The sequence below is a fragment of the Cryptosporangium minutisporangium genome, from assembly GCF_039536245.1.
GTDB classification, from domain to species: Bacteria; Actinomycetota; Actinomycetes; order Mycobacteriales; family Cryptosporangiaceae; genus Cryptosporangium; species Cryptosporangium minutisporangium.
On the sequence record NZ_BAAAYN010000025.1, the window covers coordinates 76,959 to 96,611 of the forward strand.

The following is a 19,653-nucleotide window of genomic DNA, read 5'->3' on the forward strand; positions in this document are numbered from 1 at the left end:
TCCCCTTCCGAACACCTCGCCCCGAGCCTAATGGCGCCCCGCGAGCGCCTAGAGCCCGACCTCCGAGTGGAGCTGTCCGATCTCGGCGTGGTTGAGGTGCCGGGTCTTGCCGGGCTTCAGGCTGGCCAGCTGCACCGGGCCGATCGCGGTCCGGACCAGCCGGCTCACCGGGTGCCCGACCTCCTCGAGCAGCCGCCGGACGACGTGCTTGCGACCCTCGTGGATGACGACCTCGACGAGCAGCTTGCCGGGCAGGTTGTCCACGACCCGGAACCGGTCGACCTTCACCGGCCCGTCCTCCAGCTCGACGCCCTCCAGCAGCCGCTTGCGGACGTCGTTGTTCATCGGTCCGGGCACCTCGGCGAGGTACGTCTTGAGCACGCCGTAGGACGGGTGGGTCAGCCGATGCGAGAGCGCGCCGTCGTTGGTGAGCAGCAGCAGGCCCTCGGACTCGGCGTCCAGCCGGCCGACGTGGAACACCCGGGTGTCCCGGTCGGCGACGTAATCGCCGACCGTCGGGCGGCCCTTGTCGTCGGTCATCGCGGACAGCACGCCCTTGGGCTTGTTGAACGCCAGGTAGACCATGCGGTCGTCGACGATCACCCGCTGCCCGTCCACGTGGATGACGGCGGTCAGCGGGTCGACCCGCTTGCCCTGCACCCGGACGACGTCGCCGTCGACGCTGACCCGGCCCTGCTCGATCAGCTCCTCGCAGGCGCGGCGCGACCCGACGCCGGCGGCCGCGAGCACCTTCTGCAGGCGCTCGCCTTCCTTCGGCTCGTCGAGCTTCGCGGCCCAGTTCGGGTCGCCCTCTTCCTCTTCCCAGACGTCTTGGTAGGGACGCTCGGGCGTCGCGGCCTTGCCCCGGCCGACGGTGCGGGACGCGCGCCGCGGGGCGGGCTGTCCGTCCCGGCCGAGCGGCTCGCTGCGCCGCGCGTCGGTGCCCCGGGAGGTGTCGCTCTCGCCGCGCCGGGGCGCTCCCCCGCGACCGCCCCCGCCCGTGAGCGGGGCGCCGCCACCGCCCGTACGCGGGGTGCCACCGCCGCCGGTACGCGAGGCGCCACCGCCCGTGCGAGGCGCGCCACTACCGGTACGAGGGGCGCCGCCACCGGTGCGGGGCGCGCCACCGCGGCCGCCGTCGCGGCCGCCGCCGTCACCGCCCCGCCGAGGGTTCTCGCCGCTCGCGCGGCGCGGAGCATCCCCACTCGCCCGGCGCGGAGCATCCCCACTCGCCCGGCCCGGAGCGTCACCGCGGCGGGGGGCGTCACCGCGTCCCGGCGCGTCACCGCGGCGGGGGGCGCCGCCACCCGTGCGCGGGGGACCGTCACCCCGGCGCGGGCTGGGGTTACGACGCGGCGATGACATCATCCAGGGCATCCATTCCAGGGAGGAGCGGCGCGAGCGCCGGCAATTCGTCCAGTGAGTTCAAGCCGAGCTTCTCGAGGAAGAGCACCGTCGTCCGGAACTGGTATCCACCGGTCTCCGGGTCCGTGCCGCATTCCTCGATCAACCCGCGGGAGAGCAGGGTGCGGATCACCCCGTCGACCGAGACGCCGCGGATCGCCGCCACCGCCGACCGGGTCACCGGCTGCTTATAGGCGATCACCGCGAGCGTCTCCAGCGCGGCCTGGGTGAGCCGGGCCTGCTGGCCCTCCAGGACGAACCGTTCCACGTACGGTGCGTATTCCGACCGCGTGTAAACCCGCCAGCCGCCGGCGAGCTGACGCAGCTCGAAACCACGGCCCGCCGCGGTGTAGTCGTCGGCCAGACCACGAAGCGCGCGGGTGACCGCGTCGACCGGGCAGCCCAGCGTCTGCGCGAGCAGCCCCACCGGGACCGGCTCGTCGACGACCATCAGGATCGCCTCCAGCGCCGGCTCGATCCGGTCGGACTGCGCGCCCTCCGGAGGAGCGAACAGCGCGCCGTCCCCCTCGGCCGCCGACGGCGCCACGTCGGCCACTGACGGCGCCACGTCGGCCACCGCGGTCCCGTGCGCCGCGGCGGGCGCACCGTCGACCGCCGCCGAGCCGCGCTCCGCCGGAGCGTCGGCCGGTGTTTCCTCGTTCACCCGCGTTCCTTCGTTTCGATCGATGGGGCCGAGCGACTGGCCGGCACCGCCGGCGGCGGACCCACCGGCTCCGGCCCGGTCGGCTCTGCATCGGCCGCGTCGGACGGCACCGCACCCACCGCCGATGGAGCCGGCGGGGTGTCGGCGTCGCTGCCGTACTCGTCGATCTCGACGACGACGCGGTCGCTACCCCCGACCCAGCGTACGTGGAGTTCACCCAGTGGCTCGATCTGGTCGAAGAGCAGGACGCCCTCCCGGTACAGCTCCAGCAGCGCCAGGAACCGCGCGACGATCTCCAGCGTGTTCGCGCAGTCCGTGCAGAGCGCCCGGAACGACGCCTGCCCCAGCCGCGCCAGCCGCTCCCGCAGGATCGCCGCGTGTTCGCGCACCGAGACCTTCGGCGCGTGGATGTGGTCGATCGAGACCGTCGGCACCGGCTTGGGTGTCATCGCCTTGACCGCGAGCCGCGCGAACTGCTCGGGACCGAGCCCGAGCAGCACCTCGGGCATCGCCGCCGCGAACCGTGCCTCGAGTTGCACCGCCCGGGGCCAGCGTGTCGCGCCGTCCCGCTCCCGCTCGGCCAGGAAGCTCGCGACCTGCTTGAACGCCCGGTACTGGAGCAGCCGCGCGAACAGCAGGTCGCGGGCCTCCAGCAGCGCCAGGTCCTCCTCGTCCTCGACCTCGGCGGCCGGCAACAGCCGCGCGGCCTTGAGGTCGAGGAGGGTCGCGGCGATCAGCAGGAACTCGCTGACCTGCCCGAGGTCCCAGTCGTCGCCCATCGATCGGATGTGCGCGATGAAGTCGTCGGTGACCTGGCTGAGCGCCACCTCGGTGACGTCCAGCTTGTGTTTGCTGATCAGCTGCAGCAGCAGGTCGAACGGACCCTCGAAGTTCTCCAGCCGGATGTGGAACTTCTCGCCGTACCCGGATCCCCGCGGGGGCCCGTCCTCGGCCGCCGGAATCTCCGCCGCCGGGGTCTCCGCCGCCGCGACGACGCCCACGCCAACGGCGCTGTCGGGACCGGTCTCGCTCACCGCACGACCGTACCGTGCCGAAGCCCGAACACCCTGGTCACCGGCCCCGACGTGCGCGCAGCGTCACGACCAGATCAGCAGGAACGGCCAGCTGACGAGGTCGAGCAGGAACAGGAACAGCGGCAGCCCGCGGAACAGCGGCAGCAGCATGCCGGCCAGCAGGATCGCGATCCCGACGTTCTGCTCCTCCAGCCAGTACCGGGCCTTCTGGAACCCGGTACCGGGACGTTTCACCGCGTGCCGCAGCAGCCCCCATCCGTCCAGCGGAGGCAGCGGCACCAGGTCCAGCAGACCGAAACACAGCAGGCCGACCGCGAGCGACAGCAGGAAGATCTCCACGGTGGTGCCGCCCAACACGTCGCCCCGCAGGACGTTGGAGACGTCCAGGGCGTCCAGGGCCACCGGCCCGGTCACGAGTCGGAACGCGAGGAACGCCGCCTGCGCGGCGACCAGCACGGCGATCGGACCGGCCAGCAGCACTCGCAGCGGCGGCGGCGCCATGCCGGAGTCCTCGGCCTTCTTGCCCCAGCCGGTGCCGCCGACGACGGCGGCCACCACGCCGAAGATGTCCACGTCCCGTTTGACGTCGACCAGCTTGCCGCCCGACCGGCGGGGCGTACCCCAGCCGGCCGGCACCTGACGGCGCTGGACGACCCGGATGGCGAGCACCCGGATCACCAGGGCCAACACGAAGGCCAGTGCCAAGCCGGCGAGCGCCGCCGGCCGACTCAGCGCGAAGAGCACGTCAGTGAATTCTTTTCGACCGACCCCTGCGGACGGCGCTCAGCCTGCGGGAATATCTGAGGTTGAAAAGAGTTCATTGGCCGCTCGCGAGCCGACGGACGAGCACCGAGTGCTCCCCGTTCGCGTCGTACTCCGCCAGTGCTATCGCGATCGCCTCCCGGACGATACGGCCGCGGTCGATGCCGATGCCGTGACGAGCCCGCAGGTCCAGCCGGGTCCGCTCGAGTTCGAGCAGCTCACCGGAGGACAGGTACACGGTGATCTTCTCATCGTGCCGCTGCCTGCCGCTCGGAGTCCGCGGCGACGCGCGGATCGGAGTGACCTCTGCGGGCGGGGTCGACCGGGACGGTGCCGGTCGCGGCGTCGCCGGCCGCGCCGCCGCCGCGGGCGTCCCGCCGATCACCTCGACCGTGCTCGCCCCGGATGACGTCGTCATCCGGAACAGCTCGGAAGCGCCGGGGAGTTGAACCCGCCGCCTCACCTGGCGAGCACCTCGCGGGCCAGGGCCCGATAGGCCTTGGCACCGCCGGACCCGGGAGCCCAGGTCGTGATCGGCTCACCGGCGACCGTCGTCTCCGGGAACCGGACGGTACGCGAGATCACCGTGTCGTACACCTTGTCGCCGAACGCCTCCACAACGCGGGAGAGTACCTGGCGAGAGTGGACGGTGCGCGAGTCGTACATGGTTGCCAGAATTCCGTCGAGCTCGAGGTCCGGATTGAGCCGGTCCTTCACCTTCTCGATGGTGTCGATCAGCATGGCCAGACCGCGGAGGCTGAAGAACTCGCACTCGAGCGGAACGATCACGCCGTGCGCCGCCGTGAGGGCGTTGACCGTCAGCAGACCCAGCGAGGGCTGGCAGTCGATCAGGATGTAGTCGTACTCGTCGCGTACCTGCCGCAGCGCACGGTCGAGCGTCTGTTCCCGGGCCACCTCGCTGACCAGCTGCACCTCGGCCGCCGACAGGTCGATGTTGGACGGCAGTAAGTCGAGACCGGTGACGTTCGTCTTGACCAGCACGTCTTCGGTGCGGATGCCGGACTGCATCAGGAGGTTGTAGACGGTCAGCTCGAGGTCGTAGGCGTTCACGCCGAGCCCGACCGAGAGCGCGCCCTGCGGATCGAAGTCGACCAGCAGCACCCGCTGGTCGCACTCGGCCAGCGCGGCGCCGAGGTTGATCGTGCTGGTGGTCTTGCCCACGCCGCCCTTCTGGTTGCAGAGCGCGATCACTCGGGCGGGGCCGTGCCCGCTCTTGGCCTGGAGGCTCTCGTCCGGCCGGCGGGCACGCCGCGGCTCGTTGACGATGCCCAAGGTCGCCAGGTCGAGGGTGGCCTGCTCCAGAGCGCCCGAGTCGTCGCTCATCACCGGGTTCGTTGACATCTCACCAGCTCCCGCCGCGTCCGCCTCGCCCCCTGCGGACGAGTCCCCCATGTGCACAACGTTGAACTCCTCCAGCCGTCCGGCGGGGTCGAGTGACCTCAACGGACGCCGGTCGGAAAGGAATTCGGGTGCGACGGCAGAGTCCGCCGAACTTGCCGTGAACCCTAGGGACCTGGTGGGGCCAAAGCAAAGATTGTCGATAAACCTGCAAGTCGCTCGGCGTGTCGCTGCCGCGCCGCAACCGTGGGCTGCGTTCCGGGCCCTCCTATGCGGACGCGACGGTGATCGGACCGACGTCGACCCGGACGTCCACCGCCCTGGGTGAGGCCGGGCCGCGCGGCACCGACACGTCGGTCTCGCCGACGGTCGTGTGGGTCCGCACGGCGTAGTCGTCGCTCGCGGGCAGCTTCACCGAGACGGCGCCGGTGCCGGTGGTCACCGCGACCCGCTCCGGGGCCTGCCGGTACCGCAGGTCGACGTCGCCGACCTCCACCCGGACGTCCGCCCGGCTGCTCGCGGCTTGCCGGGCGGTGACCTGGCCGGCGTCGAGCGAGAGGTCGAGGTCGCCGGTGAGGCCCGTGGTCTCGACGGTGCCCGCGTCGATCTCGACCACGACCCGGGTGTCGGCAGGCAGCGTGACCCGGTAGCGCACGCGGCACGCCTCGCCCACGGTGCAGCCGGGGGACTCGAGTCGCAACGTGCCGCCGGTCAGGCGATGGCTGGTCGCGGGGGCGCTGCCGTTGTACCGGACCACCTCGTCGACGACGACCGGTCCGCGCCCCGGCACGACGTCGAGGTCGACGGCCGCTCCGGTGACCGACAGCGTGTGCACGTCGCCCTGCACCTCGTACCGCTGGGTGGCCTTCTCGGTGAGCAGCCAGTCGCACCCTCCGGTCAGCGCCACCGACGGCCGCCAACCCGGCCACGACCCCGACCCGCCTCGCTCCTCGCGCGCCCATCGCCCGACCTCCTCGCGTCGGCCTTCAGCCTCGCGAGAAACGCCGCGTGTTCCATCCGGCGTGTCCCCCGGCTTCCCCCCGGTTCCCACCCCGAGAAACCCCTGACTACGCCTGCCTGGCCGGCCCCGCGCCCCTCCGCGACCGACGCGCGCACGATCCGCCGGGACGCCCCGCTCCCCCGTAGCTGGTTGCGGACCCACCCTCCAGCCGCTGGGGGTGTGCAGGGCGTGCACGGCCCGCCGAGGGGCGAGCCTGACGGCCGCGCGCAAGGCCTTGAGACAACAGCCAGGTCGCGGCGGCCTCGCGCGCGGACGCCAGCCTCGCCCTCGGCGGGCTCCACCGCCGTAGCAATCAAACAGTGCAAACGCGCCTGGTGGCGCTACAGAGCGCGGGGGTGGGCGAGTGTGTAGGCCTCGCGGAGTCTCTCCGCGGTGACCAGCGTGTAGATCTGGGTCGTGGCCACCGACGCGTGCCCGAGCAGCTCCTGGACCACCCGCACGTCGGCGCCGCCGTCGAGCAGGTGCGTCGCGAACGAGTGCCGCAGCGTGTGCGGCGAGACCCGGCCGGCCAGCCCGGCCCGCTCGGCCGCCGCACCGAGGATCCCCCAGGCGCCCTGCCGGGACAGCCGCCCGCCGCGGGCGTTCAGGAACAGCGCCGGGGTGCCGCGGCCCGCGGTGGCCAGGGCCGGACGGGCGCGCACCAGGTAGGCCTCGAGCGCGCGGCGGGCGTACGAGCCGACCGGCACCAGCCGAGCCCGGTCGCCCTTGCCGGTCAGCGTCACGGTGTCGCGCTCGTCGTCCGCGGCCTGGACGTCGTCGACCGCGAGCCCGACCGCCTCGGAGATGCGCGCGCCGGTGCCGTAGAGCAGTTCGAGCAGCGCTCGGTCCCGGAGCGCGCGCGGCGTGTCGGTGCCGGTGTCCACCGCGTCCGGCGCCGGGCCCGCCGCGTCCAGCAGCCGTTCGACGTCGGAGAGCGGCAGCGCCTTGGGCAGCCGGCGCGCCGGCGTCGGGGGCCGGACCTCCCGCGCCGGATCGGATCCGGCGCGCCCGTCGCGGACCGCGAAGCGGTGCAGCCCGCGCACCGCCACCACCGCCCGGGCCGCGGACGACGCGGCGAGCGGCGGGTGCTCCTCGTCGCCGGCCCGCAGCCCGGCCAGGAAGTCACCGACGTCGCGCTCCCCGACGCGCTCCAGCCCGTCGATGCCCCGGGTGGTCAGGAACTCGACGTAGCGGCCCAGATCGCGGCGGTAGGCCAGCAGCGTGTTCCGGGCCAGGCCGCGCTCGACCGCGAGGTGGTCGAGGTAACCCCGGACGGCCCGCTGCAGCGCTTCCACGCGGGCAGAGGCTACGCGAGCACCTCGGCGAGCGGCAGGACCTGCCGGCCGTGCGCGGCCGCCACCGGCTCGGAGACGACCTGGCCGTCGAACGTGTTGAGGCCGAGCGCGAGCGCCGGATCGGCCCGCAGCGCGTCCCTCCAGCCCTTGTCGGCCAGCTGCAGCACGTACGGCAGCGTGACGTTGGTCAGCGCGTACGTGGAGGTGTGCGGTACCGCGCCCGGCATGTTCGCGACGCAGTAGAACACCGACTCGTGCACCCGGTAGGTCGGGTCGGCATGGGTGGTCGGACGCGAGTCCTCGAAGCAGCCGCCCTGGTCGATCGCGATGTCGACGAGCACGCTGCCCGGCTTCATCTCGGCGACCATCGCGTTCGACACGAGCTTCGGTGCCCGGGCCCCCGCGACCAGCACCGCGCCGATCACCAGGTCGGCGTCGGTCACCGCGCGCTCGATCTCGTAGCTGTTGGACGCGACGGTCTGCAGGTGCCCCTGGTAGATCCGGTCGGCGGCGCGCAGTTTGTTCAGGTCGGTGTCGAGCAGCAGCACCTCGGCCTGCATGCCGAGTGCGATCGCGGCCGCGTTCATCCCGGAGACGCCCGCCCCGATGACGACGACCTTCGCGGCGTAGACGCCGGACACCCCGCCCATCAGGGTGCCGCGACCGCCGCCGGACCGCATCAGGTGGTACGCGCCGACCTGGGGCGCGAGCCGTCCGGCGACCTCGCTCATCGGCGCCAGCAGCGGCAGCGAGCGGTCGGCCAGCTCGACCGTCTCGTACGCGATGCCGGTGATCTTCCGGTCGACCAGCGCGTCGGTGCACTCGCGGGACGCGGCCAGGTGCAGGTAGGTGAAGAGCGTCTGGCCGGGCCGCATCCGGTCGTACTCCTCTCCGATCGGCTCCTTCACCTTGAGCACGAGGTCGGCGTCGCCCCAGACGGCGTCCGGCCCGTCGACGATCCGGGCGCCCGCGGCGGCGAAATCCGCGTCCGCCAGCGACGAGCCCAGCCCTGCGCCGGCCTCGAGGACGACCTCGTGGCCGTGCCGGACCAGTTCCTGCGCGCCGGCCGGCGTCAGCGCGACGCGGTACTCGTGGTTCTTGACCTCTGCCGGGACACCGATCTTCACAACCGTCCACCTGTCCTTCCAACGCGCGCCGTGCGACATCGTTGAGTCGGTAAACGATGACGATCAGCGATGCGGCCTCGATCCATGGTTGGAATTCCCGAGGATAAACGACGCAAGTCACCCCTCATTAGGCGACAAAACGGGCACAAATTAACCGGTGTCGCCTACCCGATCGTGCAGTGCACTCGAAGCCCACTACGCTGCGGCGCCATGACCTACTCTCCACCTCCTGGCCAGTACCCCGGCGGGCAGCCGGGCGGCTACCCCGGCGGTCAGCCGGGCTACGGCGCCGTCGACCCGGCGACCGGCCTTCCCTACTCCGACAAGACGAAGCTCATCGCAGGCCTGCTCGGCATCCTGCTCGGTAGCTTCGGCGCCGGTCGGTTCTACACCGGCCACACCGGCATCGCGATCGCGCAGATCGCGGCCACGTGGCTCACCTGCGGGCTCGGCGCCATCTGGCCGCTGATCGACGGGATCATGATCCTCGTCAACGGCGGTACGGACGCCCAGGGCCGCCCGCTCCGCCCGAACTGAGCAGTACCGTCCCCAGCGGCGCGAGCCCTACCTAGGNTAGGGCTCGCGGCGCTCTACCTTTCCCCCGCCTTCCGCGGGACGCCCCGAGGGCTACACCCGGTCGGGGCGGGCTCGCCAGGGCGCGTCCGGGCCACGCAGCCCTCGCCACTCCCGCGCCCGCGCCGCGGCCGCCGCGAGGACACCGGCCGCCGCGGCCGCGTTCTCGATCTCCCCGGCCAGCGCCATGTCGACCGCCTCGTCGAGCGGAAACCACCGGGTCGTCATCGTGGCCTCCTCGCCGGTGCGGGTGTGCCGCTCGCCCTCGGGCACCGCCGAGAGACCCCGCGCCAGGTAGAGCCGGATCGACTCGTTGCTCGCCCCCGGCGTCGTCAGCAGGTCGACCAGCACGTCGTACCGCGCCGCCCGCAGATCCGCCTCCTCGGCCAGCTCGCGGGCGGCGGTCAGCACGGCCGCCTCGCCCTCGACGTCGAGCAGGCCGGCCGGCAACTCCCAGAGCTCCCGGCCGACCGGGTGCCGGTACTGGTGGACCAGGAGCACCCGCTCTGAGGAGTCCACCGCCACGACCCCCACCGCCCCGGGGTGGATCACCCAGTCGCGGACGGCCGTGCCGCCGTCGGGCATCGTGACCTCGTCGCTGACGACCGAGATCACCTTGCCGGCGAACTGGTCCTTGCGCGCCACCAGCTCGTAGGTCACGTCAGCGCACCGGCGGCCGTGTCGCCGACCGGCACCTCGACCGGCAACCGACCCGCGTTGTTGTAGTCCAGCGCCGCGGCCACGAACGACCGGAACAATGGGTGCGCCCGGGTCGGCCGGGACTTGAACTCCGGGTGCGCCTGGGTCGCGACGAAGTAGGGGTGCTGCTCGCGGTCGAGCTCGATGAACTCCACCAGCGTACCGTCCGGCGAGGTTCCGGAGAACTCCAGCCCGACCGCGGTGAGCTGCTTGCGGTAGGCGTTGTTCACCTCGTACCGGTGCCGGTGCCGCTCGCTCACCGACGTGCTCCCGTAGGCCTCCGCGACGACGCTCCCTGGCGTCAGCGCCGCCGGGTAGGCGCCCAGCCGCATCGTGCCGCCCATGTCCCGGTCACCCGCGACGACGTCCTTCTGGTCGGCCATCGTCGAGATCACCGGGTGCGGTGCGTCCGGCGTGAACTCGGTCGAGTCCGCGCCCTCCAGCTTCGCCAGCGACCGCGCCACCTCGATCACCATGCACTGCAGCCCGAGGCACAGGCCCAGCGTCGGGATGCGGTTCTGGCGCGCGTACCGGATCGCGCCGAGCTTGCCCTCGATGCCGCGGACGCCGAACCCACCCGGGATCAGCACGCCGTCGACGTCGGCCAGGGCGGCCGCCGCACCGGCCGGGGTCGCGCACCGGTCGGCCGGGACCCACCGGATGTCGATCTTCGCGTAGTTCGCGATGCCGCCCGCGCGCAGCGCCTCGGTCACCGAGAGGTACGCGTCCGGCAGGTCGATGTACTTGCCGACCAGCGCGATCGTCACCTGGTGGTGCGGGCGGTGCACCCGGTCGAGCAGGTCGTCCCAGCTCGTCCAGTCGACGTCCCGGAACGGGAGGTTGAGCCGGCGTACGACGAACGCGTCGAGCCCCTCGCGGTGCAGCACCTTCGGGATGTCGTAGATCGACGCGGCGTCCGAGGCCGAGACCACCGCGTCGGCGTCGACGTCACACATCAGGCTGATCTTGCGCTTCAGCGCCTCCGGGATCTCCCGGTCCGACCGGCAGACGATCGCGTCCGGCTGGATACCGATGTTGCGCAGCGCCGCCACCGAGTGCTGGGTGGGCTTGGTCTTCAGCTCACCGCTGGGCGCCAGGTAGGGCACGAGCGAGACGTGCAGGAACAGGCACCGGTCCCGGCCGACGTCGTGCCGCACCTGGCGGATCGCTTCCAGGAACGGGAGCGACTCGATGTCACCGACGGTGCCGCCGACCTCGGTGATCACCACGTCCGGGACGACACCGTCCGGACCGGCCGCGGCCATGCCGCGGATCCGCTCCTTGATCTCGTTCGTGATGTGCGGGATCACCTGGACGGTGTCCCCCAGGTACTCGCCGCGGCGCTCCTTGGCGATCACCCGGCTGTACACCTGGCCGGTGGTGACGTTGGCGTTCGCCCGCAACTGGGTGTCGAGGAAGCGCTCGTAGTGGCCGACGTCGAGGTCGGTCTCGGCCCCGTCCTCGGTGACGAACACCTCGCCGTGCTGGAAGGGGTTCATCGTGCCGGGGTCGACGTTGAGGTACGGATCCAGCTTCTGCATGACAACCCGCAGCCCGCGCGCGCTGAGCAAATTGCCCAGGCTGCTCGCGGTCAGGCCTTTGCCGAGCGAGGATGCGACTCCCCCGGTGACGAAGACGTGCGTGGTCGCCTGCGACGACAGCGACAAGGGGACTCCCGCGGTAATGGCGCGGCCTGGTGGCCCGCGCGCCCACGGAATTTCACGGTAACACGTCCGCAGGGGCACCTGCGGAGCGTGTGGGCGTGTCCGCCGCTTTCCCGCCGCCCTTTTCACCCTCGGTTGTCGCCTGGTCGCTCTCGTCTGTTTCCTGTCCGTTCGCCCTCTCGACGTCGTCCCCAGCCTCGTTTCTGCCGAACTTCGACGTCGGGGACGGCCGCAGCCAGGCCGCCACCGCAGCGGGGAGCGCGACCAGTGCCGCGTTCACCGGAACCGCGATACCGGAGTCGTTGACGGCGAACCCGAGCAGACCGAGCACCACGACGACCTGCAGCCCGGTCCGTAGACCCGGGTGGGCGCGGTAGGTGGCGCGCAGGCCCGGCGACGGGCGGAACACCCGGTACGCGGCGATCGCCAGCAGGATCGCCGCAGCGACCGTGTGCGGCCCGGCGAACAGCAGGTCGAGGTTCGCGCGGATCTTCCGGTCGACGGTGGCCAGGCCGTCGCCGTCGAGCACGGTCGCGACGAACCGGCCGAAGTGCGTGCGGTTGTCCTCCCCGCGCAGGTAGTCGGCGATCGCGAGCAGGGCGACCAGCCCGGCGCCGGCGCCGAGCACGGCCACGGCGCGACGGCCGGTGACCTTCCGTCCGGCGACCAGCAGCGCCAGGACGCCGAACGCCGGCACCAGCGTGAGGACCCCGCCGAAGTCGGTTCCCAACCCGGGCGAGCCTTCGACGACGATGACCGGAATCGCGACCGCGAGCGCCACCGCCACCGCCGACCGGGCCGGACGACCGGCTGCCAGGGCGGCCGCCAGCAGGAGCGCGGCGGCGCCCAGCACCGCGAACGCGACGTTGCCGAACCCGACGTACCGCCCGCCCTCCAGCGCGGTGTAGCCGAGCAGGCTGTTGAGCTGTAGTCGGGCGCCGGTCATCACGTCCGCCAGCAGGACGACGACGGTCACCGCGCTGACGGCGGCGAACCGGCCGGTCGCCGTGCGGCCCCACGGCGGCGCGACCGCGACGGCGGTCACCAGCACCATCGCGCCGAGGACCGCGGCGGCCAGCGCCGGTGTGGTCGGGTCCGCGCGCCACCACGGCACCAGGTTCGCGAGGAACGTGGCGACCGGGAACGCCCCCAGCGCGGTGACGGCCACCGAAGCGCGGTCGCGGAGCCGGTCACCCGCCGGGCGTCGTCGCAGCAGTAGCGCGGCGATGCCGTAGACCACCGCGCAGACCACCGCGAACCCGGCCAGGAACGAGCCGACGAGGTGCTTGCGGGAGACCGCGGCGGTGTCCGCGTCGACCAGCGCGGTCCGGATCTCGGCGAAGCTGCCGGGGCGGGCGTCGCTGGACCGGAACACCGGACGGCCCGCGATGTCCTCGGGTACCGGCTGGTCGAGGGCGGCCAGGACGGTCGGTGCGATGTCCACCAGCTGCAGGTACGGCGTCCGCCCCGTGCTCGGGGAGCGCAGCCACCCGCTGTCGAAGCCGGGGCCGTCGGCGATCGCGACGTGCAGGCGACCTTCGGTCGCATCGGTGTCGGACACGCCGACGACCAGTAGCGTCGAGTTCTCCGGACGCCCGGCGTCGATGCGGGCCAGCGCCGTGTCCACCCGGCGCAGGGCCGCCCTGCGGTCGTCGCCGACGGCGTCCGGGAGTGCGCCCAGGTCGATCGCGGTGAGCGGGCAGGCGTGCAGCAGGGGCCCCGGAACCTCCGGCAGCGTCGGCCGGTAGACGTCCACGTTCCCGGACGAGTCCGCGGCCGCCAGGGCTCCGCCGGTGCCCACCGCTGCAGCGCAGGTCAGTCGGGTGCCGAGCAGCCCCGGTTCGGCGCCGAAGCGGAGTCCGTGGTTGAGCTCGGCCAGGTCCTCCCAGCCGTCGACCGAGGCGCCGGAGCCGGTGTTGCGGCTGCTCACCGGCGGGGCGGTCCGGGGGCCGCACCCCGCGGCGGTGTCGATCTCCTTGGGCTCGACGACGGCCGCGGACCGGCCGGCGCCGAGCGTCAACCAGCCCTCTCCCACGCAGGTGACGGCCGGGGCCGCGCGTACCGACAGCGTCCCCACCGACCCGCCGGACGCCAGCCGGGCCAGCGTCGGCGTGCGGCCGGTGGTGACGTCGGCCCACTGCAGGCCGGCGACGCCGACCACGATGACGGCGCTGGAGCGGATCGTCTCGGCCCGCGGGCCCGCCGACGCGGGAGCAGCCGTCCCGGCCAGCGCGAGCAGCACGACGGCGACGACGAGCCCGAAGGAGCGGGCGAGGGGAACCCGATCGGTCACCGCGCCCCCCGACCGCTCGGAGCCACGCTGTCGGTGTCCAGGGTCGGTGGCCGCGGTGACGGGGGCACCGGTGTGGAACCGGCCCGCGGCTCGGAGTCGGGGCCGCTGTCCGTCTCGAGGCCGTCCGTCTCGAGGCCGTCCGTCTCGAGGCCGTCCGTCTCGAGGCCGTCCGTCTCGAGGCCGTCCGTCTCGGGGCCGTCCGTCTCGGGGCCGTCCGTCTCGGGGGCGCTGTCCGTCTCGGGCTGGGTAGGGGTCTGGGACTGGGCACTCACCGGGCTGGCCTCTGGCACAACGGGATCTCCGCCTGTCGAAGGGGGGGTGTCCGGTTCGGGGTCCGGCGCGTCGGTGGGGGTGCCACCGCCGCCCGGACCGGAGACCGACGGCAGCAACGCGGGCGCCGCCGGCGGGGACCACACTGGCAGCTCCCGGCGCACCGGTCGCTGCCCGGCGAGCGCCACCCGGATCGTCAGTGCGATCGCGAGCGGCACCGCCACCATCACGGCGAACGCGGGGACCGCGACGCCGGAGTCGTTCAAGCCGAAGCCGAGCACGGCCGCGACGAGCAACCCGACCAGCCCCGCGCGGACGGCCGGGTAGAGGCCGAGCACCCGGCGGAGCCGACCGGTCGGCACCAGCAGGACGAACGTGACGAACACCGCGACCGCCAACACGAGGATCGTCAGGTGGCTGGTCAGCAGGAGGTTGACGTTGGCCTCCGCCTTCCGTTGGATCACGGTGCCTGCCGAGCCGTCGAGCAGCTGGGCGACGAACCGGCCGAGGTGCGATCGGTCCTCCTCCGGCCGGGAGTAGTCGGCGGCCGCGAACGCCGAGACCGTGCCGAGCGCCGCTACCGCCGCCCCGGCCACGACGCCGCCGGACACCCGCCGTCCGCTCAGCCGAACGGCGGCCAGGAGGACGGCGGGTGTCAGCGCGAGAATCCCGCCGACGTCGGCGCCCCAGCCGGGCGCGCCGACGATCAGCACCGCGGCCGCTCCGGCGACCGTGAACAGCGTCGGGCGACGCCAGCCGGGCACCGCCTGGGCCAGGCAGCCGATGCCGATCAGGGCACCGGCCGCGAAGACGCCGAACGCGAGGTTGCCGAAGCCGGTGAACCGACCGGCGACCAGCGGCGAGTACCCGGGGAGCGCGTTGAGCTGCAGGTTGCTGCCGGTCAGCACGTCCGCCGCGAGCACCAGCGCGGTGCCGACCGCGACGCAGCCGATCGGGCCGGTCGGGCGCCCACGCCACGGCCCGCCGTAGGCGAGACCGGTGAGCGCGGCCATCCCGGCGACGATCAGCGCGACGCACACGAACAGCGGGTGGTCCGACCGCCACCAGGGCACGACGTTCACCGCGAACGCCGCCACCGGCACCGTCGCGAGCGCCACCGCGACCACCTCGACGACCTCGATCGTCCGGGGCCAGCGCGGCCGGCCGGGCTTGCGGACCGCTCCGCGCGGCGCCGGACCGGCCTCGGCGACCACGGTGTGCCAGCGGCGGAACACCAGCCGCCAGGAGACCAGCAGCAAGGCGATCACGGCCACGACCATGATCGTGAAGAAGGGCTGGACCAGCGGACGCTGCACGCCCGCGGCCCGGTCGTGGTCGACCAGCCGGGCGATCTCGCCGGCCGGGGTCGCCGCCTGCTCGCCTTCACTCACGATCGCGACGCCGTTCATCGCGGGCACCGGGTCGAGGCCGAGCGCAGCGATCGCGGTGGGGGCGATGTCCATCAGCTGGACGAACGGCGCCTTGCCGGTCGTCGGGGAGGTGAGTTCCGCGCCGGGGGTGAAGCCGGGGCCGACCGCGAGCGCGACGTGCAGGCGCGGTATCGGGGCCGTACCGGCGGCCTCGGAGAGGCCGACCACCATCAGGACCGAGCCGGGCGGCCGGGCGGCATCCACCCGGGCGATCACCGCGTCGGCCGTCGACGCCTGGCGGTCGCGCAGCGCCGTCTCGGCGATCGCCGGCGCCTCGACCAGCGTCACCGGGCAGCGGGTGAGCAGGACCGTCGGGTCGGCCGGCAGTGCCGCGGCGTACCGGTCGATCCGCCCGGTGGGGTGGGCGGCCGCGACCGCCGCGCCCGGCCCGACCGCGGTCACGCAGCGGACGCCGTCGGCCAGGGCTCCCGGCCGGGTGCCCTGGGAGAGTTCGCTGTTGCGGGCGGCGATCGCGGCCTGTTCGGGCAGGCGCGCGCCCTCGGTGCGGGTGGTGACCGGCGGCCGCAGCGGGAACGTGGACGGGCAGGACCGGCCGTGGCGCGGACCGCGCCCGCGGTTGCCCGCGCCGAGCGTCACCCAGCCGTCGGCGGGGCAGGTGAGCGGACCGGCCGCGCGGACCGACAGCGCACCGGCGCTGCCCTCGCCGAGCAGCCTCCAGAGCGTCGGTGTGCGGTGGGCGTCGACGTCGTCCCAGCGCAGCCCGGTGACCCCGACCACGACGACGTGGTCGGTCGCGGCCGTCACCAGGCTGGGCGACGCCACCGGCAGCCCCGGCACCGCGGTGATGCCGGTGATCGCGGCGATCACGACGACCGCGCAGACCGCTGCGACCCGGAGCAGCAGCGAGACCGGGCGCTCGCCGGGGACGCCTACGGGCGCCCCGGTGGAGGGCCTGGGCCCGCTCCGTCCGCTCCTCACGAGGGCGCCCCGCCGGACGGCCCACTGCTCGACGAGGTCTGGTGCTGCGGCGCCACCGTGCCGCACAGCTCGGCGTAGACCGCCGCCGCGTGGGCCGCGACCGTCGCCTCGTCGGGCCAGCCGGACGCCACCTCGGCGCCACGGGCGGCGAGCGTCCGGGCGGCGTCCGGGTCGTCGAGCAACGCCCGCACGGCCGCGTGGACCGCCGCCGGGTCACCGGCCGGCACCAGCCGGGCGCCGTCGCCGACCAGCCCGGGGACGCCCCCGACCGCGGTCGCGACCAGCGGACGCCCGGCGCGCAGCGCCTCCTGCGCGAACAACTGGCGGGCTTCCCAGTCACTGGTGACCACCGCGACGTCGCACGCGGCGAGCAGGTCCGCCACGTCGGTCCGGTGCCCGAGGAACCGCACCGGCGCGCCGGTCTCCGCGGCCCGCCGACGCAACGCGTCCTCGTCCGGACCGCTCCCGGCCACCACCACGGTCGCGGGCGCCCACCCGACCGCCGCGTCGACCAGCACGTCGAGGCGCTTCTGCGGGTGCAGCCGCCCGACCGTGAGCACCAGCGGCCCCTCGACGCCGAGTTCCGCCCGGACCTCGGCGGGGGTCTTCGTCGGCGGGTCGAGCGGCGGCGCGGCCACCGGGCCGGGCCGGACGTCCCGGCCGCCGAGACGCAGCACCCGCGCGGTGAGGTCGTCGGAGGCGGTCAGCGTCACATCCGCGGAGCGAGCGACGACTCGTTCCAGGCTGCGCAGCACCGGGTTGCGGGCTTGCGTCGGCATCAGCAGGTTGTGCCAGGTGACGACGAGCGGCCGCCGACCGGCTCCGGCGGAGACCAGACCGGCCCGCAGGCCGTGCGCGTGCACCACGTCCGGGCGGTCGGCCCGCAGCCGGCGGCGGAGCGTGGCCAGCGCGGCGGCGTCCCGGAGGGGGTGCGGGCGGGCCGGGATCTCGACCGGGGAGAAGCCCGCGCCGGCCGCCCGGAAGCCGAACAGGTCCTCGGTGGCGGCCGGACCGTGCACGTCGACGCGGTGACCGGACTTCACCAGGTGTTCGGCGAGCGACCGGGCGTGCCGCCCGATCCCTCCGGTACTCGACGCGAGCACCAGCGCTACCCGTGGCCGTCCGCTGCTCACGCGTTCTCTCCTCTGGGTCGGGCCGCTCGGTCGTCGTTCGGGGCCGCGCGATCGTCGGGTTCGGTCCGCTCGGTCGTGGGGTCCAGCATGCCTGGTCGCTTCCCCCGCAGGCGCCCGGGTCGTACTAGTGGGACGTCCGTCTCGGCGCCCACCAACCGTCCGGCCGACCTCAGCAGGACGACGAAGAGCACGAGCACCACGACGGCGGCGACCGCACCGGCGCCGACGATCGCCAGCACGCTCTCCCCCGGCAGCGCCGCCGCGACCCAGGCGCCGGCGGCGGGCGCCCTCNGCCATCGCGGTGGCCGGCACCAGGGCGAGCACGAGGCGGCCGGTGCCGCGGAGCGTGCCCGGCCCGGCGCGGCGGGCGGTCAGCAGCAGCAGCGCGGCGCCGAGCACGGTCATGCCGACCGTGTTGCCGACCGCGAGCGCCGCCACCCGGTCCTCCGCAGGCAGGAGGACGACGAGGACGACGGCGGCCCCCGCGGTCACCGCCCAGCCACCGAGCACCGCCCCGGCGGCCGCACCGGGCCGCTCAGCGGCGTAGAGCGCACGGGAGAGCAGAGCGAAGAGCCCGTAGCCGAGCAGACCCGGCGCGAAGCACGCGATGCCCGCCGCCACCGCGGGCCGGCTGGCGTCGCCGTCACCGGCGGCCGTGACCAGTGCGGCGATCGGCTCGGCACCGGCGATGAGGGCGGCGGTGGCGAGCGCGCTGAGGATCAGGACGCCGTGCAGGGTCGGCCGGAGCGTGGCGCGGTACGCGGCCTGGTCGGACCGCTCCCAGGCGGCCGCGAGCCGGGGGTAGGCCGAGGTCGCGAGCGGTACCGCGAGCACCGCCCAGGGCAGCAGGAAGACGGTCTGGGCCATCATGAACGCCACGTACGACCCGTCCGGCGCCGCCCACCGGTTCGCCAGCAGCAGCGCGACCAGCGTCGCCAGCTGCTGCCCGACGACCGTCGCGACACCGCTGCCGACCAGCCGCCGGACCCGGTTCACCGAGCCCGAGGGGAACCGCAGCGTCGGCCGGATCCGGACCCCGGTGCCCCGCAGCGGCAGCAGCAGGCTGAGGGAGAGCATGACGACGCCGAGCGTGGTGCCGACCGCGAGTACGAGCTGACCCGGCCGGCCGACGTCGGCGGCGGTCTCCGCACCGCTCTCCAGCCGGCCGTAGACCAGGTAGGCGCCGATGACCGTGACGCTGGAGAGCAGCGGCGCCAGCGCGGGTCCGGCGAACCGCCGGTGGGCCTGCAGGACACCGGTCAGCACGACACCGACGCCGTAGAGGACGAGTTGCGGCGCGAAGACCCGCAGCAGCAGGCGGCCGAACTCGCCGTCGGCGGCGGTCGCCTCCGGTCCGAGCAGCCCGGCGACGATCGGCCCGGCCGCGAGCGCGATGACGATCGCCAGCGGCGCGAGCAGCACGATCACCCAGGTGAGCAGCGCGGACGTGACCTGGTCGACCGTGCGGCGCTCACCACGGTCGGCGGCGCCGGCCAGCAGCGGGACGACGGCGGCGGCGAGCGCGCCTCCGGCGACGATCTCGAAGATGATGTTCGGGATCGTGTTGATCGCCTGGTAGGTGTCCCCCACGTCGTGGTAGCCGACCGTGCCGGTGAAGACGACGATCCGCCCGAACCCGACGACCCGCGCCAGGATCGTGAGGCCGGCGATCAGGCCGGCCGCGCCGAGCAGCGAGCGGGTGAGTCGCTGCCTCCGGGCGCGGTCCGGCGCCCCGGCCGCGGGCGGTCCGCCGCTCTCCGACGATCCGCCGTCCGACGGTGGCCGGTCGCCGCGCGGGGACCCTGCGTCCGACGGCATCCCGGTGTTCTCGGGGGCCGCCGCGGTGTCGGGCACGGTCACCGCCCTCCGGCGCCCGGCCCTGGCTCCCCGCTCACCGGCTTCCCGGTGGCGGACTCCCCGGTCGCGGGGACGGTCGGTGCCGCCGTGACCTCGGCCGCCGACACGTCGGCGACTGGCACTTCGGCGGCAAGTTCGGAGAAACGGCCC

At 73.9% G+C, this 19,653-nt stretch carries 15 protein-coding genes and 1 pseudogene; 1 reads left to right on the forward strand and 15 read right to left on the reverse strand.

From position 1 onward, the window contains the following. Positions 1-48: 48 nt before the first annotated feature. From ABEB28_RS20440 to ald, 9 genes are all read right to left on the reverse strand, one after another. Complete coding sequence (locus tag ABEB28_RS20440) at positions 49-1,368, reverse strand: pseudouridine synthase (RefSeq protein WP_345729760.1); 1,320 nt, start codon at positions 1,366-1,368, stop codon at positions 49-51. Further along, a complete protein-coding gene (gene scpB, locus ABEB28_RS20445; protein ID WP_345729761.1) occupies positions 1,346-2,068 on the reverse strand; it encodes an SMC-Scp complex subunit ScpB in 723 nt (240 codons plus the stop codon). The genes ABEB28_RS20440 and scpB overlap by 23 nt, the downstream gene beginning before the upstream one ends. Continuing rightward, positions 2,065-3,102: a segregation and condensation protein A gene (locus ABEB28_RS20450; RefSeq protein ID WP_376981847.1), complete on the reverse strand. Its 1,038-nt coding sequence runs from the start codon at positions 3,100-3,102 to the stop codon at positions 2,065-2,067. The genes scpB and ABEB28_RS20450 overlap by 4 nt, the downstream gene beginning before the upstream one ends. 63 nt (positions 3,103-3,165) lie before the next feature. After that, positions 3,166-3,846 (reverse strand): hypothetical protein, encoded by a 681-nt coding sequence (locus ABEB28_RS20455; protein WP_345729762.1) that lies wholly within the window; start codon positions 3,844-3,846, stop codon positions 3,166-3,168. 73 nt (positions 3,847-3,919) lie between these two features. Continuing rightward, complete coding sequence (locus ABEB28_RS20460; RefSeq protein WP_345729763.1) at positions 3,920-4,282, reverse strand: hypothetical protein; 363 nt, start codon at positions 4,280-4,282, stop codon at positions 3,920-3,922. A 41-nt stretch (positions 4,283-4,323) separates the two neighbouring features. Then, on the reverse strand, positions 4,324-5,226 hold the full coding sequence (locus tag ABEB28_RS20465) for a ParA family protein (RefSeq protein WP_345729764.1): 903 nt from the start codon (positions 5,224-5,226) through the stop codon (positions 4,324-4,326). Positions 5,227-5,491: 265 nt separating this feature from the next. Then, positions 5,492-6,130 carry a DUF4097 family beta strand repeat-containing protein gene (locus tag ABEB28_RS20470; protein WP_345729765.1) on the reverse strand — a complete coding sequence of 213 codons (639 nt, stop codon included), beginning with the start codon at positions 6,128-6,130 and terminating at the stop codon, positions 5,492-5,494. Between the two features lie 434 nt (positions 6,131-6,564). Beyond that, positions 6,565-7,518, reverse strand: coding sequence for a site-specific tyrosine recombinase XerD (locus ABEB28_RS20475; protein WP_345729766.1), 954 nt, complete (start codon positions 7,516-7,518; stop codon positions 6,565-6,567). 11 nt (positions 7,519-7,529) lie between these two features. Next, positions 7,530-8,645 carry an alanine dehydrogenase gene (ald, locus tag ABEB28_RS20480; RefSeq protein WP_345729767.1) on the reverse strand — a complete coding sequence of 372 codons (1,116 nt, stop codon included), beginning with the start codon at positions 8,643-8,645 and terminating at the stop codon, positions 7,530-7,532. Between the two features lie 210 nt (positions 8,646-8,855). Between ald and ABEB28_RS20485 the strand changes: the two genes are divergently transcribed. Beyond that, positions 8,856-9,182: a TM2 domain-containing protein gene (locus ABEB28_RS20485; protein WP_345729768.1), complete on the forward strand. Its 327-nt coding sequence runs from the start codon at positions 8,856-8,858 to the stop codon at positions 9,180-9,182. A gap of 90 nt (positions 9,183-9,272) precedes the next feature. Here ABEB28_RS20485 and ABEB28_RS20490 read toward each other — a convergent pair whose 3' ends face one another. From ABEB28_RS20490 to murJ, 6 genes and pseudogenes are all read right to left on the reverse strand, one after another. After that, positions 9,273-9,878, reverse strand: coding sequence for an NUDIX domain-containing protein (locus ABEB28_RS20490; RefSeq protein ID WP_345729769.1), 606 nt, complete (start codon positions 9,876-9,878; stop codon positions 9,273-9,275). Continuing rightward, positions 9,875-11,584: a CTP synthase gene (pyrG, locus tag ABEB28_RS20495; RefSeq protein WP_345729770.1), complete on the reverse strand. Its 1,710-nt coding sequence runs from the start codon at positions 11,582-11,584 to the stop codon at positions 9,875-9,877. Before pyrG ends, ABEB28_RS20490 begins: the two co-directional genes overlap by 4 nt. A 52-nt stretch (positions 11,585-11,636) precedes the next feature. Further along, positions 11,637-13,874: an alkaline phosphatase family protein gene (locus ABEB28_RS20500; RefSeq protein ID WP_345729771.1), complete on the reverse strand. Its 2,238-nt coding sequence runs from the start codon at positions 13,872-13,874 to the stop codon at positions 11,637-11,639. After that, positions 13,871-16,513: a hypothetical protein gene (locus ABEB28_RS20505; RefSeq protein ID WP_345729772.1), complete on the reverse strand. Its 2,643-nt coding sequence runs from the start codon at positions 16,511-16,513 to the stop codon at positions 13,871-13,873. The genes ABEB28_RS20500 and ABEB28_RS20505 overlap by 4 nt, the downstream gene beginning before the upstream one ends. Next, on the reverse strand, positions 16,510-17,646 hold the full coding sequence (locus tag ABEB28_RS20510) for a glycosyltransferase family 4 protein (RefSeq protein WP_345729790.1): 1,137 nt from the start codon (positions 17,644-17,646) through the stop codon (positions 16,510-16,512). Before ABEB28_RS20510 ends, ABEB28_RS20505 begins: the two co-directional genes overlap by 4 nt. A 351-nt stretch (positions 17,647-17,997) precedes the next feature. Beyond that, positions 17,998-19,464 (reverse strand): annotated as a pseudogene (murJ, locus tag ABEB28_RS20515) (murein biosynthesis integral membrane protein MurJ); the annotation flags it as partial. Positions 19,465-19,653: the final 189 nt, after the last annotated feature.

Bases quoted from the DNA above. Each gene is read 5' to 3' on its own strand.
- ABEB28_RS20440 (WP_345729760.1), bottom strand. From the start codon at position 1,368: ATGATGTCATCGCCGCGTCGTAACCCCAGCCCGCGCCGGGGTGACGGT.
- ABEB28_RS20460 (WP_345729763.1), bottom strand. From the start codon at position 4,282: ATGACGACGTCATCCGGGGCGAGCACGGTCGAGGTGATCGGCGGGACG.
- ABEB28_RS20465 (WP_345729764.1), bottom strand. From the start codon at position 5,226: ATGTCAACGAACCCGGTGATGAGCGACGACTCGGGCGCTCTGGAGCAG.
- ABEB28_RS20485 (WP_345729768.1), top strand. From the start codon at position 8,856: ATGACCTACTCTCCACCTCCTGGCCAGTACCCCGGCGGGCAGCCGGGC.